Origin of the sequence: Escherichia sp. HH41S, assembly GCF_009820115.1 — a bacterium.
In the GTDB taxonomy this organism is placed as follows: Bacteria; Pseudomonadota; Gammaproteobacteria; order Enterobacterales; family Enterobacteriaceae; genus Escherichia; species Escherichia coli_F.
On record NZ_VNXE01000033.1, the window covers coordinates 216,540 to 230,806 of the forward strand.

Here is a 14,267-nt window from a genome sequence, read left to right on the forward strand (position 1 = left end):
ATGCCTTGGATCCAACTGAAACTGAACACTACCGGCGCGAATGCTGAAGAACTTAGCGATGCGCTGATGGAAGCGGGTGCCGTTTCTATCACTTTTCAGGATACCCACGATACGCCTGTATTTGAGCCGCTTCCGGGCGAAACGCGCCTGTGGGGCGACACCGATGTGATTGGTCTGTTCGATGCTGAAACCGACATGAATGAAGTCGTGGCGATTCTGGAGAATCATCCGCTGCTCGGCGCAGGCTTCGCGCACAAAATCGAACAACTGGAAGATAAAGACTGGGAGCGCGAATGGATGGATAATTTCCACCCGATGCGCTTTGGTGAACGACTGTGGATCTGCCCAAGCTGGCGTGATGTGCCGGACGAAAACGCCGTTAACGTGATGTTAGACCCAGGGCTGGCGTTTGGTACAGGGACTCATCCAACCACCTCTCTGTGCCTGCAATGGCTCGACAGCCTCGATTTAACCGGTAAAACAGTCATCGACTTTGGCTGCGGTTCCGGCATTCTGGCTATCGCGGCGCTGAAACTGGGTGCAGCAAAAGCCATTGGTATTGATATTGATCCGCAGGCGATTCAGGCCAGCCGCGACAACGCCGAACGTAATGGCGTTTCTGACCGTCTGGAACTCTACCTACCTAAAGATCAGCCAGAAGAAATGAAAGCCGACGTGGTGGTCGCTAACATCCTTGCAGGCCCATTACGTGAACTGGCACCGTTAATCAGCGTCCTGCCGGTTTCAGGTGGCTTGCTGGGCCTTTCCGGTATTCTGGCAAGCCAGGCAGAGAGCGTTTGTGAAGCTTATGCCGACAGCTTCGCTCTGGACCCGGTCGTGGAAAAAGAAGAGTGGTGCCGCATTACCGGTCGTAAGAATTAACTTTCGCATCACCGTATAGTGATGCAGAGCGAAGTGCGAGCAATATCACAAAAGGCACGTTAATTTGCCGATTATTTACGCAGATTTGCGTGCCAAAATTTTCATTCATAAAGAAAAATTGAGAACTTACTCAAATTTTTTGGAGTGTAAATTTTAGTCACTATTTTCTAATATGATGATTTTTATGAGTAATTATCGCGATACGCTCATTTTAAATGCAATTCTTTGATCCATCTCAGAGGATTGGTCAAAGTTTGGCCTTTCATCTCGTGCAAAAAATGCGTAATATACGCCGCCTTGCAGTCACAGTATGGTCATTTCTTAACTCATGCGCATCGGACAATATCAGCTCAGAAATCGCCTGATCGCAGCGCCCATGGCTGGCATTACAGACAGACCTTTTCGGACGTTGTGCTACGAGATGGGAGCCGGATTGACAGTATCCGAGATGATGTCTTCTAACCCACAGGTTTGGGAAAGCGACAAATCTCGTTTACGGATGGTGCACATTGATGAACCCGGTATTCGCACCGTGCAAATTGCTGGTAGCGATCCGAAAGAAATGGCAGATGCAGCACGTATTAACGTGGAAAGCGGTGCCCAGATTATTGATATCAATATGGGTTGCCCGGCTAAAAAAGTGAATCGCAAGCTCGCAGGTTCAGCCCTCTTGCAGTACCCGGATGTCGTTAAATCGATCCTTACCGAGGTCGTCAATGCAGTGGACGTTCCTGTTACCCTGAAGATTCGCACCGGCTGGGCGCCGGAACACCGTAACTGCGAAGAGATTGCCCAACTGGCTGAAGACTGTGGCATTCAGGCTCTGACCATTCATGGCCGTACACGCGCCTGTTTGTTCAATGGAGAAGCTGAGTACGACAGTATTCGGGCAGTTAAGCAGAAAGTTTCCATTCCGGTTATCGCGAATGGCGACATTACTGACCCGCTTAAAGCCAGAGCTGTGCTCGACTATACAGGGGCGGATGCCCTGATGATAGGCCGCGCAGCTCAGGGAAGACCCTGGATCTTTCGGGAAATCCAGCATTATCTGGACACTGGGGAGTTGCTGCCCCCGCTGCCTTTGGCAGAGGTTAAGCGCTTGCTTTGCGCGCACGTTCGGGAACTGCATGACTTTTATGGTCCGGCAAAAGGGTACCGAATTGCACGTAAACACGTTTCCTGGTATCTCCAGGAACACGCTCCAAATGACCAGTTTCGGCGCACATTCAACGCCATTGAGGATGCCAGCGAACAGCTGGAGGCGTTGGAGGCATACTTCGAAAATTTTGCGTAAACAGAAATAAAGAGCTGACAGAACTATGTTCGAACAACGCGTAAATTCTGACGTACTGACCGTTTCTACCGTTAACTCTCAGGATCAGGTAACCCAAAAACCCCTGCGTGACTCGGTTAAACAGGCACTGAAGAACTATTTTGCTCAACTGAACGGTCAGGATGTGAATGACCTCTATGAGCTGGTACTGGCTGAAGTAGAACAGCCCCTGTTGGACATGGTGATGCAATACACCCGTGGTAACCAAACCCGTGCTGCGCTGATGATGGGCATCAACCGTGGTACGCTGCGTAAAAAATTGAAAAAATACGGCATGAACTAATTCAGGTTAGCTAAATGCTTGATTAAAAAGGCGCTACTCGGCATGGGGAAGCGCCTTTTTTATAGGTGTCACAAAGGGAGTGACCATGAGAACAGGATGTGAACCGACCCGATTTGGTAATGAAGCAAAGACCATCATCCAGGGTGATGCATTAACCGAACTTAAAAAGATCCCCTCCGAAAGTGTAGATCTAATCTTTGCCGACCCACCGTATAACATCGGTAAAAATTTTGATGGTCTGATCGAAGCCTGGAAAGAAGGTCTGTTTATCGACTGGCTGTTTGAAGTGATTGCAGAGTGCCACCGCGTTCTGAAAAAGCAGGGCAGCATGTACATCATGAACAGCACGGAAAACATGCCCTTTATCGATCTCCAGTGCCGCAAACTTTTTACCATCAAAAGTCGCATCGTCTGGTCATATGACAGTTCTGGAGTGCAGGCGAAAAAACACTACGGCTCCATGTACGAACCCATCCTGATGATGGTGAAAGACGCAAAGAACTACACATTCAACGGTGATGCTATTTTGGTTGAAGCCAAAACCGGAGCGCAGCGCGCGTTGATCGATTATCGCAAAAATCCTCCACAGCCTTACAATCACCAAAAAGTGCCAGGTAACGTCTGGGATTTTCCGCGCGTGCGTTATTTGATGGATGAATATGAGAACCACCCGACGCAAAAACCGGAAGCCTTACTGAAACGCATTATTCTCGCCTCTTCCAACCCTGGCGATATTGTTCTCGACCCGTTTGCTGGTAGCTTCACCACCGGTGCCGTCGCCGTCGCGACCGGGCGAAAATTTATTGGTATTGAGATTAACAGTGAGTACATCAAGATGGGGCTACGCCGGCTGGATGTCGCGTCACATTACTCCACGGAAGAGCTGGCGAAAGTGAAAAAAAGAAAGACCAGTAACCTGTCAAAACGAAGCCGGATCAGCGAAGTTGACCCCGATCTCATTGCAAAGTAAAGGAAGTGTAAGCCTGGTTTTCAGATTATTCATTTCGTGTATATTTCCTGCCAGACTTGGTTAAACATGCACAGGCTCAGGTAATGATTCGCAAGTATTGGTGGCTCGTCGTTTTCGCTGTCTTCGTTTTTCTGTTTGATACTTTACTGATGCAGTGGATTGAACTGCTGGCAACAGAAACAGACAAATGCCGCAATATGAACTCAGTTAATCCACTAAAACTGGTTAACTGTGACGAACTGAATTTTCAGGACAGAATGTGAATTTATATGACACTTAATTCATTCGTTTGATGAATTAATTTCGTTATGTTTTCATCTGGCATGAACATTCTTAATACGTTATCGACCAGCGCGGGTGCTTGTTTATAAAGATCATAACCCGCCATATTCATTAACCAGTTTTGAACAATTCCGCTGAAGGCACCATCAATAATAATCATCACAACATCTAAATCGAGATTATTTGCTATACAACCTTGTTGCTGACATGCCTGCAATACTTCGCGGAGAGTCTGCGGATTAAAGCCCATCTTTTCGCGTATCACTCCCTCTGCCAGCATCTCATCATTAAATTCACATTTGTGATATAAGATTTTCAGCAACGCCTGCTGGCGGGGAATTTTGGCAATATATTGCAAGCCAACAATCAATTTTTCACGCAATTGCTGAAACGGGTCATGCTCTAACCCAGCAGTCAAGTGATCCTGGATTAACTCCCGCAATGAAGGCTGTTGCAACCACATCTCATTAAACAGTTGGGTCTTGTTCTCGAAGTGCCAGTAGATAGCGCCACGCGTAACGTTAGCGGCGTCGGCAATGTCGTTGAGCGTCGTCTTGCTTACGCCATGCTGCGCAAACTGGGCGATGGCAGTTTCAATCAGTTCTTGCCGGGTCTTCAGGGCTTCAGCTTTGGTTCTTTTTGCCATGATTAATTATTCAGGAAATAAATATATTCGACACAGGATGAGAAAATAGCGAAGGTTAATCTATCACCTAATGTATATTTATACGAGAGACTAATATTGAGTTGCTATAAATCGTCAAATAAATAACGTTTATTATTTACCTAAAATACATTCACTCTATCAATATATATTTCAATTTACGAGGATTTGATTCTACCTCTTTCAACCCGCGTCAAAATAAAACAGTAAAATATTAATCTTTTTTTGTGTTTATGTGCCTTGAGACGCCAGTATTCATAACTATTCCTTACATCGACGAATGATAATTTGTAGGATAGCGAACTGTATTTTTCTTTCTGCGAGTTAACGCGTTGCCTTTTTAGGTAAATAACGCGCTTTTGGTTTTTTGAGGAATAGTAATGACGAAACATGCCAGGTTTTTCCTCCTGCCCTCCTTTATTCTGATCTCCGCGGCTTTAATCGCCGGTTGTAACGATAAGGGAGAAGAGAAAGCTCACGTCGGTGAACCGCAGGTTACCGTTCATATTGTGAAAACGGCCCCGTTAGAAGTTAAGACTGAATTACCAGGCCGCACCAATGCTTACCGTATAGCCGAAGTTCGCCCACAGGTTAGCGGGATCGTACTGAGTCGCAATTTCACTGAAGGCAGCGATGTGCAAGCAGGCCAGTCTCTGTACCAGATCGATCCCGCGACCTATCAGGCAAGTTATGACAGCGCGAAAGGCGAACTGGCGAAAAGTGAAGCCGCCGCCGCCATCGCGCATTTGACGGTAAAACGTTACGTTCCGCTCGTGGGTACGAAATACATCAGTCAGCAGGAGTACGACCAGGCCATTGCTGATGCTCGCCAGGCCGATGCCGCCGTGATTGCCGCAAAAGCCACGGTCGAAAGCGCTCGCATCAATCTCGCTTATACCAAAGTGACTGCGCCAATTAGCGGACGTATCGGCAAATCTACTGTGACCGAAGGCGCTCTTGTCACTAATGGGCAAACGACTGAACTGGCGACTGTCCAGCAGCTCGATCCTATCTACGTTGATGTGACCCAATCCAGCAACGATTTTATGAGGCTGAAGCAATCCGTAGAGCAAGGAAATTTGCATAAGGAGAACGCCACCAGCAACGTAGAGTTGGTCATGGAGAACGGTCAAACCTATCCCCTGAAAGGTACGCTGCAATTCTCCGATGTTACCGTTGATGAAAGCACCGGCTCCATAACCCTACGTGCCGTCTTCCCTAACCCGCAACATACGCTTTTACCTGGTATGTTTGTGCGCGCACGGATTGATGAAGGCGTCCAACCTGATGCCATTCTTATCCCGCAACAAGGCGTTAGCCGCACACCGCGTGGTGATGCAACCGTGCTGATTGTTAACGATAAAAGTCAGGTTGAAGCGCGCCCTGTCGTTGCCAGCCAGGCGATTGGCGATAAATGGTTGATTAGCGAAGGGCTGAAATCTGGCGATCAAGTCATTGTCAGCGGCCTGCAAAAAGCGCGTCCGGGAGAGCAGGTTAAAGCCACTACCGATACCCCCGCAGATACTGCATCGAAGTAAGGCAATCTGACATGGCAAACTTTTTTATTCGACGACCGATATTTGCATGGGTGCTGGCCATTATTCTGATGATGGCGGGTGTACTGGCGATCCTACAATTGCCCGTCGCCCAATACCCAACCATTGCGCCGCCTGCAGTTTCTGTTTCGGCAAACTATCCGGGCGCTGATGCGCAGACCGTGCAGGATACGGTGACGCAGGTTATCGAACAGAATATGAATGGTATCGATAACCTGATGTATATGTCCTCCACCAGCGATTCCGCCGGTAGCGTGACAATTACCCTTACCTTCCAGTCCGGGACCGATCCAGATATCGCGCAAGTGCAGGTGCAGAACAAACTCCAGCTCGCCACGCCGTTGCTGCCGCAAGAGGTTCAGCAGCAGGGGATCAGTGTTGAAAAGTCCAGTAGCAGCTATTTGATGGTGGCGGGCTTTGTCTCTGATAACCCAGGCACCACACAGGACGATATCTCGGATTATGTGGCCTCTAACGTTAAAGATACGCTCAGCCGTCTGAATGGCGTCGGTGACGTACAGCTTTTCGGCGCACAGTATGCGATGCGTATCTGGTTGGACGCCGATCTGCTAAACAAATATAAACTGACGCCGGTTGATGTGATTAACCAGTTGAAGGTACAGAACGATCAGATCGCTGCCGGACAGTTGGGCGGAACGCCAGCGTTACCAGGGCAACAGTTGAACGCCTCGATTATTGCTCAGACGCGGTTAAAAAATCCGGAAGAATTCGGCAAAGTGACCCTGCGCGTAAACAGTGACGGCTCGGTGGTACGCCTGAAAGATGTCGCACGGGTTGAACTTGGCGGTGAAAACTATAACGTTATCGCTCGCATCAACGGTAAACCGGCGGCGGGCCTGGGTATTAAGCTGGCAACCGGCGCGAATGCTCTCGATACCGCGAAAGCCATTAAGGCAAAACTGGCGGAATTACAGCCATTCTTCCCGCAGGGAATGAAGGTTCTCTACCCTTATGACACCACACCATTCGTCCAGCTTTCTATTCACGAAGTGGTAAAAACGCTGTTCGAAGCCATTATGCTGGTGTTCCTGGTGATGTATCTGTTCTTGCAGAATATGCGAGCAACGCTGATCCCCACCATTGCGGTACCCGTGGTGTTGTTAGGGACGTTTGCCATCCTCGCCGCTTTTGGTTACTCCATCAATACACTAACTATGTTCGGGATGGTGCTTGCCATCGGGCTGCTCGTCGATGATGCGATAGTGGTGGTGGAGAACGTCGAGCGCGTGATGATGGAGGATAAGCTCCCGCCAAAAGAAGCGACGGAAAAATCAATGTCGCAAATCCAGGGCGCACTGGTGGGTATCGCGATGGTGCTGTCAGCGGTATTTATTCCAATGGCATTCTTCGGCGGTTCTACTGGGGCAATTTACCGCCAGTTCTCTATCACCATCGTTTCGGCAATGGCGCTTTCTGTTCTGGTGGCATTGATTCTTACCCCAGCGTTATGTGCAACACTGCTCAAACCCGTCTCTGCTGAGCATCACGAAAATAAGGGCGGTTTCTTCGGCTGGTTTAATACCACCTTCGATCATAGCGTTAACCACTACACCAACAGCGTCGGCAAAATCCTCGGTTCCACAGGACGATATTTACTGATCTATGCACTAATTGTTGCTGGAATGGTGGTGTTGTTTTTACGTCTTCCGTCTTCCTTCTTACCTGAAGAGGATCAGGGTGTCTTTCTGACTATGATTCAGTTACCCGCTGGCGCGACGCAAGAGCGGACGCAAAAAGTGTTGGATCAAGTGACGGATTACTATCTGAAGAACGAGAAAGCGAACGTAGAAAGTGTCTTTACGGTTAACGGCTTTAGCTTCAGCGGCCAGGCACAAAATGCCGGTATGGCTTTCGTCAGTCTGAAACCGTGGGAAGAGCGTAGTGGTGACGAAAACAGTGCGGAAGCGGTAATCCATCGTGCCAAAATGGAATTGGGCAAGATCCGCGACGGTTTTGTCATTCCATTCAATATGCCAGCCATTGTTGAACTGGGCACGGCAACGGGTTTCGACTTTGAGTTAATTGATCAGGCTGGGCTGGGTCACGATGCCCTGACCCAGGCCCGTAACCAGTTGCTTGGCATGGCGGCGCAACATCCTGCCAGCTTAGTCAGCGTGCGTCCTAATGGTCTGGAAGACACCGCGCAGTTTAAACTGGAAGTTGACCAGGAAAAGGCGCAGGCATTAGGTGTTTCACTTTCTGACATCAATCAGACCATTTCAACGGCGTTGGGTGGGACTTACGTTAACGACTTCATTGACCGTGGTCGCGTGAAAAAGGTGTATGTTCAGGCGGATGCCAAATTCCGTATGCTGCCAGAAGATGTCGATAAACTTTATGTCCGCAGCGCCAACGGCGAAATGGTGCCATTCTCTGCCTTTACCACTGCACATTGGGTGTATGGCTCTCCGCGACTGGAGCGCTACAACGGTCTGCCGTCAATGGAGATTCAGGGGGAAGCCGCGCCAGGAACCAGTTCCGGCGATGCCATGGCGTTGATGGAAAACCTTGCATCACAATTACCAGCTGGCATTGGTTATGACTGGACGGGTATGTCATATCAGGAACGCTTATCGGGAAACCAAGCTCCCGCTCTGGTAGCAATTTCCTTTGTGGTTGTTTTCCTGTGCCTTGCTGCACTCTATGAAAGCTGGTCAATTCCTGTCTCGGTTATGTTAGTCGTGCCGTTAGGGATTGTCGGCGTGCTACTGGCGGCGACACTCTTTAATCAAAAAAATGATGTCTACTTTATGGTGGGCTTGCTAACGACAATTGGCTTGTCGGCCAAAAACGCTATTTTGATTGTTGAGTTCGCTAAAGATCTCATGGAGAAAGAGGGTAAAGGTGTTGTTGAAGCGACACTGGTGGCAGTACGTATGCGTCTGCGTCCTATCCTGATGACCTCTCTCGCCTTTATTCTCGGCGTATTACCGCTAGCTATCAGTAACGGTGCCGGCAGTGGCGCGCAGAACGCAGTGGGTATCGGGGTAATGGGCGGGATGGTCTCTGCAACGTTGCTGGCAATCTTCTTCGTGCCGGTGTTCTTTGTTGTTATCCGCCGTTGCTTTAAAGGATAAATCAGAAACATAAAGGCGCTTTCGGGTGCCTTTATTATCTTCAGTGAAACCCATAAAAATTAATAAGATATTCTTCTAGTCACTCTTTAAAAACTTTCTATAGTTCCCGCTCCCTTCACTATTTTTACAATTCACATAATTTGTCATTATTCATGCCGCAAGATTTATAACCTCCAGTGATAAAATGGCATTCAGCTCGTTAATAAGAGAGTTAACTTATTAAGCGTTAGCGTTTATTACTGAGGTAACACCATGAAAAGATTAATTCCTGTAGCATTGCTCACCGCATTGCTGGCGGGCTGTGCTCACGATTCGCCCTGCGTTCCGGTTTATGACGATCAGGGTCGACTGGTTCACACCAATACCTGTATGAAAGGCACGACTCAGGATAACTGGGAAACGGCTGGGGCTATTGCTGGCGGGGCAGCAGCTGTTGCTGGCCTGACGATGGGGATCATCGCTCTGTCGAAATAACTGAACAGGGCGCGGAGTACCGCGCTCTGTTTAACGATACAGTATCTCTCCATAAGATAAAATATTGCTATATTCTGCTGGGTAATTCCCTGCTGATTTAGCATGTTATATCGCGTTATTTCGCTGCTTTCGAAATAACGCATCAATTTAATTTTCACACTTCCTACCAGAAATATACTCACGCTAACAATCATTATTCTGCTTAGTAAAAATGCGTAAATATTTTGCGCCAAAATGTGGCGCATGTTTCATTTTCGCACCATTGCGGGGCGCTGTTTTTATTATTTCCTGTCTACACTCAGCTTATTGCGACGCGAAATCGTGCGCAAAAGCTGGCACTACTTTTGCTTATAAGAGGATGGCCACAGACAGGTAAAAGACGTTTCCCAAACGTCCTATAACGATAATTTTCGCCTCACAGGAAGCATTATGAAAAAGATGATGATAGCCACACTGGCTGCCGCCAGCGTGCTGCTTGCCGTTGCAAATCAGGCGCATGCTGGCGCGACGCTTGATGCCGTTCAGAAAAAAGGTTTTGTGCAATGCGGGATCAGTGATGGATTACCTGGGTTCTCTTATGCCGATGCTGACGGTAAGTTTTCAGGTATTGATGTAGATGTTTGTCGTGGTGTTGCGGCAGCTGTATTTGGTGACGACACGAAAGTGAAATATACCCCGCTCACTGCAAAAGAACGCTTCACGGCTTTACAGTCAGGGGAGGTGGATTTGCTCTCCCGTAATACGACCTGGACTTCCTCTCGCGATGCCGGTATGGGAATGGCATTTACTGGCGTCACTTATTATGACGGCATTGGTTTCCTGACGCACGATAAAGCGGGATTAAAAAGCGCGAAAGAACTGGATGGCGCAACAGTCTGTATTCAGGCGGGTACTGATACCGAACTCAACGTCGCCGATTACTTCAAGGCAAACAATATGAAGTACACACCAGTGACTTTCGATCGCTCTGACGAATCCGCGAAGGCACTGGAATCTGGTCGCTGCGATACGCTGGCCTCGGATCAATCACAACTGTATGCCCTGCGCATCAAATTAAGCAACCCAGCTGAATGGATTGTTTTACCGGAAGTTATCTCTAAAGAACCGCTTGGCCCGGTAGTTCGTCGTGGCGATGATGAATGGTTCTCTATAGTGCGCTGGACGCTTTTCGCCATGCTGAATGCTGAAGAGATGGGCGTTAATTCGCAAAACGTTGATGAAAAAGCGGCTAATCCTGCAACGCCTGATATGGCGCATCTGCTGGGTAAAGAGGGCGATTACGGTAAAGATCTGAAGCTGGATAATAAATGGGCTTACAACATCATCAAACAGGTGGGTAATTACTCGGAAATTTTTGAGCGTAACGTAGGTTCAGAAAGCCCCCTGAAGATTAAACGTGGGCAAAATAATCTCTGGAATAACGGCGGTATTCAGTACGCGCCGCCCGTGCGTTAAGTCGGTGTGAGGTAACGAGCGTCGCTACGGCGGCGCTCTCTTCAGCGTTATGCTTTCCGAGGTTTCTATGTCTCATCGCCGCTCAACCGTTAAAGGCTCACTCTCCTTTGCCAACCCTACGGTTCGCGCCTGGTTATTCCAGATCCTTGCCGTTGTTGCTGTTGTCGGCATTGTTGGTTGGCTATTTCACAACACTGTGACGAATCTCAGTAATCGTGGCATTACTTCGGGTTTTGCCTTTCTGGATCGCGGCGCTGGCTTCGGTATTGTCCAGCATTTGATCGATTACCAGCAGGGTGATACCTACGGACGCGTTTTCATTGTTGGCTTACTCAATACGCTGCTGGTTTCTGCATTGTGTATTGTATTCGCTTCTGTTCTGGGCTTCTTTATCGGTCTGGCACGACTTTCGGATAACTGGCTGCTACGAAAGCTTTCCACAATTTATATTGAGATCTTCCGTAATATTCCGCCGCTACTGCAAATCTTCTTCTGGTACTTTGCCGTGTTGCGCAATTTGCCCGGACCACGCCAGGCAGTGAGTGCGTTTGATCTGGCCTTTTTAAGCAATCGTGGGCTTTATATTCCGTCGCCGCAGCTGGGAGACGGGTTCCTTGCATTTATCCTGGCTGTTGTTATGGCTATAGCCCTTTCTGTTGGGCTATATCGCTTTAATAAAAAACACCAGATAAAGACCGGACAACTGCGCCGAACCTGGCCGTTCGCCGTTGGATTAATCATTGGCTTGCCTTTACTGGCGCAATGGCTTTTTGGCGCGGCACTGCACTGGGATGTTCCAGCCCTACAAGGTTTTAATTTCCGCGGCGGGATGGTTTTAATTCCTGAACTGGCAGCCTTAACGCTGGCGCTTTCGGTTTATACCTCTGCATTTATCGCCGAGATTATCCGCGCCGGGATTCAGGCGGTGCCTTATGGTCAACATGAAGCTGCCAGGTCACTGGGATTGCCCAACCCGGTTACGCTACGCCAGGTCATTATTCCTCAGGCACTGCGAGTGATTATTCCTCCATTAACCAGCCAGTATCTCAACATCGTCAAAAACTCCTCTCTTGCCGCCGCTATTGGCTATCCGGATATGGTTTCGCTGTTTGCTGGCACCGTACTAAACCAGACGGGGCAAGCCATCGAGACGATAGCCATGACCATGTCGGTCTATCTGATTATCAGTTTGACTATCTCGCTGCTGATGAATATTTATAACCGCCGCATCGCGATCGTTGAACGCTAAGGAGTCATGATGACAAAAGTATTGCTGTCTCATCCCCCGCGCCCGACGACCCATAATTCAAACCGCGCTATGGTGTGGATGCGTAAAAATCTGTTCTCCAGCTGGAGCAATAGCCTGCTGACTATTGGCTGTCTGTGGCTGATGTGGGAACTGATCCCACCGTTGCTGAACTGGGCATTTTTGCAGGCTAATTGGGTTGGCTCAACGCGTGCCGACTGCACAAAAGCAGGTGCCTGTTGGGTCTTCATCCACGAACGATTTGGTCAGTTTATGTATGGGCTTTACCCACACGACCAACGCTGGCGAATTAACCTGGCATTACTGATTGGCCTTGTTTCTATCGCACCAATGTTCTGGAAAATACTCCCGCATCGCGGTCGCTATATTGCGGTCTGGGCGGTGATTTACCCACTGATTGTCTGGTGGCTGATGTATGGCGGGTTTCTTGGTCTTGAGCGGGTTGAAACCAGGCAATGGGGCGGGCTGACGCTCACTTTAATTATTGCATCAGTTGGGATTGCGGGAGCGCTACCGTGGGGGATTTTACTGGCGTTAGGTCGCCGCTCCCATATGCCAATTGTGCGTATCTTGTCAGTCATTTTTATCGAGTTCTGGCGCGGCGTACCGCTAATCACCGTATTGTTTATGTCTTCGGTCATGCTGCCGCTGTTTATGGCAGAAGGCATCAGCATCGACAAACTGATCCGCGCGCTGGTTGGCGTGATCCTGTTTCAGTCAGCATATGTTGCGGAAGTCGTGCGAGGCGGATTACAGGCGCTGCCTAAAGGGCAATATGAAGCGGCAGAGTCGCTGGCGTTGGGTTACTGGAAAACCCAGGGGCTGGTTATTCTGCCACAGGCGTTGAAGCTGGTGATTCCTGGGCTGGTAAATACCATCATCGCACTCTTCAAAGATACCAGCCTGGTGATCATCATCGGGTTGTTCGATCTTTTCAGTAGCGTTCAGCAGGCAACCGTTGATCCCGCCTGGTTGGGTATGTCGACGGAAGGGTATGTTTTCGCCGCACTGATCTACTGGATCTTCTGTTTCAGCATGTCACGTTATAGCCAACATCTGGAAAAACGTTTTAACACCGGGCGTACACCGCATTGAGGACACTATGAGCCAAATTTTACTGCAACCTGCTAACGCGATGATTACGCTGGAAAACGTCAATAAATGGTATGGGCAATTCCATGTTTTGAAAAATATAAATTTAACCGTGCAACCGGGAGAACGGATCGTTCTGTGTGGCCCTTCTGGTTCCGGTAAATCGACAACCATTCGTTGTATTAATCATCTGGAAGAACATCAACAGGGACGGATCGTGGTGGATGGCATCGAACTTAATGAAGATATCCGCAATATTGAGCGCGTCAGGCAGGAAGTGGGAATGGTCTTTCAGCATTTCAATCTCTTCCCTCATCTGACCGTTCTACAGAACTGTACCCTGGCACCGATTTGGGTACGCAAGATGCCTAAAAAAGAGGCTGAAGCTCTGGCGATGCATTACCTTGAGCGGGTGAGAATTGCCGAACATGCCCAGAAGTTTCCGGGACAGATTTCTGGTGGTCAGCAGCAACGCGTTGCCATAGCACGTTCACTTTGTATGAAACCAAAGATCATGCTGTTTGACGAACCTACGTCTGCGCTCGATCCGGAGATGGTGAAAGAAGTGCTGGATACAATGATTGGGCTGGCGCAGTCAGGTATGACAATGTTGTGCGTAACGCACGAGATGGGGTTTGCGCGAACCGTCGCTGATCGGGTGATTTTTATGGATCGTGGGGATATAGTGGAACAAGCTACACCTGATGAGTTTTTTGCGCATCCTAAATCAGAGCGTACGAGGGCATTTTTATCGCAGGTGATCCATTAAGTTGTACATGGATTCGAAACACAAAAAGGCCATCCTTTCGGATGGCCTTTCGCTTGATTTGATGTCTGGCAGTTCCCTACTCTCGCATGGGGAGACCCCACACTACCATCGGCGCTACGGCGTTTCACTTCTGAGTTCGGCA

Annotated in this window: 13 protein-coding genes and 1 rRNA gene; 12 read left to right on the forward strand and 2 right to left on the reverse strand. The window is 48.8% G+C overall.

Annotation, left to right across the window (positions count from 1 at the left end):
- From prmA to FQZ95_RS07560, 5 genes are all read left to right on the forward strand, one after another.
- Nucleotides 1-882, forward strand: coding sequence for a 50S ribosomal protein L11 methyltransferase (gene prmA / locus FQZ95_RS07540; RefSeq protein WP_032185218.1), 882 nt, complete (start codon nucleotides 1-3; stop codon nucleotides 880-882).
- Nucleotides 883-1,210: 328 nt separating this feature from the next.
- Nucleotides 1,211-2,176, forward strand: coding sequence for a tRNA dihydrouridine synthase DusB (gene dusB, locus FQZ95_RS07545; protein ID WP_001219652.1), 966 nt, complete (start codon nucleotides 1,211-1,213; stop codon nucleotides 2,174-2,176).
- 25 nt (nucleotides 2,177-2,201) lie between these two features.
- A complete protein-coding gene (gene fis / locus FQZ95_RS07550; RefSeq protein ID WP_000462905.1) occupies nucleotides 2,202-2,498 on the forward strand; it encodes a DNA-binding transcriptional regulator Fis in 297 nt (98 codons plus the stop codon).
- An 85-nt stretch (nucleotides 2,499-2,583) separates the two neighbouring features.
- Nucleotides 2,584-3,468, forward strand: a complete 885-nt coding sequence (yhdJ, locus tag FQZ95_RS07555) for an adenine-specific DNA-methyltransferase (protein WP_088541795.1) — start codon at nucleotides 2,584-2,586, stop codon at nucleotides 3,466-3,468.
- Between the two features lie 83 nt (nucleotides 3,469-3,551).
- Entirely contained in the window at nucleotides 3,552-3,731 is a 180-nt protein-coding gene (locus tag FQZ95_RS07560) for a DUF2556 family protein (RefSeq protein WP_001295275.1), read from the forward strand.
- Between the two features lie 2 nt (nucleotides 3,732-3,733).
- On the opposite strand, the gene acrS is transcribed toward FQZ95_RS07560, so the two are convergent.
- Nucleotides 3,734-4,396: a multidrug efflux transporter transcriptional repressor AcrS gene (gene acrS / locus FQZ95_RS07565; protein ID WP_001129503.1), complete on the reverse strand. Its 663-nt coding sequence runs from the start codon at nucleotides 4,394-4,396 to the stop codon at nucleotides 3,734-3,736.
- A 398-nt stretch (nucleotides 4,397-4,794) separates the two neighbouring features.
- On the opposite strand from acrS, the gene acrE reads away from it, so the two are divergent.
- From acrE to FQZ95_RS07600, 7 genes are all read left to right on the forward strand, one after another.
- On the forward strand, nucleotides 4,795-5,952 hold the full coding sequence (acrE, locus tag FQZ95_RS07570) for a multidrug efflux RND transporter periplasmic adaptor subunit AcrE (RefSeq protein ID WP_000160362.1): 1,158 nt from the start codon (nucleotides 4,795-4,797) through the stop codon (nucleotides 5,950-5,952).
- Nucleotides 5,953-5,963: 11 nt separating this feature from the next.
- Nucleotides 5,964-9,068, forward strand: a complete 3,105-nt coding sequence (gene acrF / locus FQZ95_RS07575) for a multidrug efflux RND transporter permease subunit AcrF (protein ID WP_001273306.1) — start codon at nucleotides 5,964-5,966, stop codon at nucleotides 9,066-9,068.
- Between the two features lie 252 nt (nucleotides 9,069-9,320).
- Complete coding sequence (locus FQZ95_RS07580) at nucleotides 9,321-9,542, forward strand: membrane protein (protein WP_000825639.1); 222 nt, start codon at nucleotides 9,321-9,323, stop codon at nucleotides 9,540-9,542.
- Nucleotides 9,543-9,971: 429 nt separating this feature from the next.
- Nucleotides 9,972-10,997, forward strand: a complete 1,026-nt coding sequence (locus tag FQZ95_RS07585) for an amino acid ABC transporter substrate-binding protein (protein ID WP_000738584.1) — start codon at nucleotides 9,972-9,974, stop codon at nucleotides 10,995-10,997.
- Between the two features lie 67 nt (nucleotides 10,998-11,064).
- Complete coding sequence (locus FQZ95_RS07590) at nucleotides 11,065-12,246, forward strand: amino acid ABC transporter permease (RefSeq protein WP_032185226.1); 1,182 nt, start codon at nucleotides 11,065-11,067, stop codon at nucleotides 12,244-12,246.
- Nucleotides 12,247-12,255: 9 nt separating this feature from the next.
- Nucleotides 12,256-13,359: an amino acid ABC transporter permease gene (locus tag FQZ95_RS07595; RefSeq protein ID WP_088541796.1), complete on the forward strand. Its 1,104-nt coding sequence runs from the start codon at nucleotides 12,256-12,258 to the stop codon at nucleotides 13,357-13,359.
- 7 nt (nucleotides 13,360-13,366) lie between these two features.
- Nucleotides 13,367-14,125, forward strand: a complete 759-nt coding sequence (locus FQZ95_RS07600) for an amino acid ABC transporter ATP-binding protein (protein WP_088541797.1) — start codon at nucleotides 13,367-13,369, stop codon at nucleotides 14,123-14,125.
- Between the two features lie 63 nt (nucleotides 14,126-14,188).
- Here FQZ95_RS07600 and rrf read toward each other — a convergent pair.
- Nucleotides 14,189-14,267: ribosomal RNA gene (gene rrf / locus FQZ95_RS26940) — 5S ribosomal RNA — on the reverse strand; the annotation flags it as partial.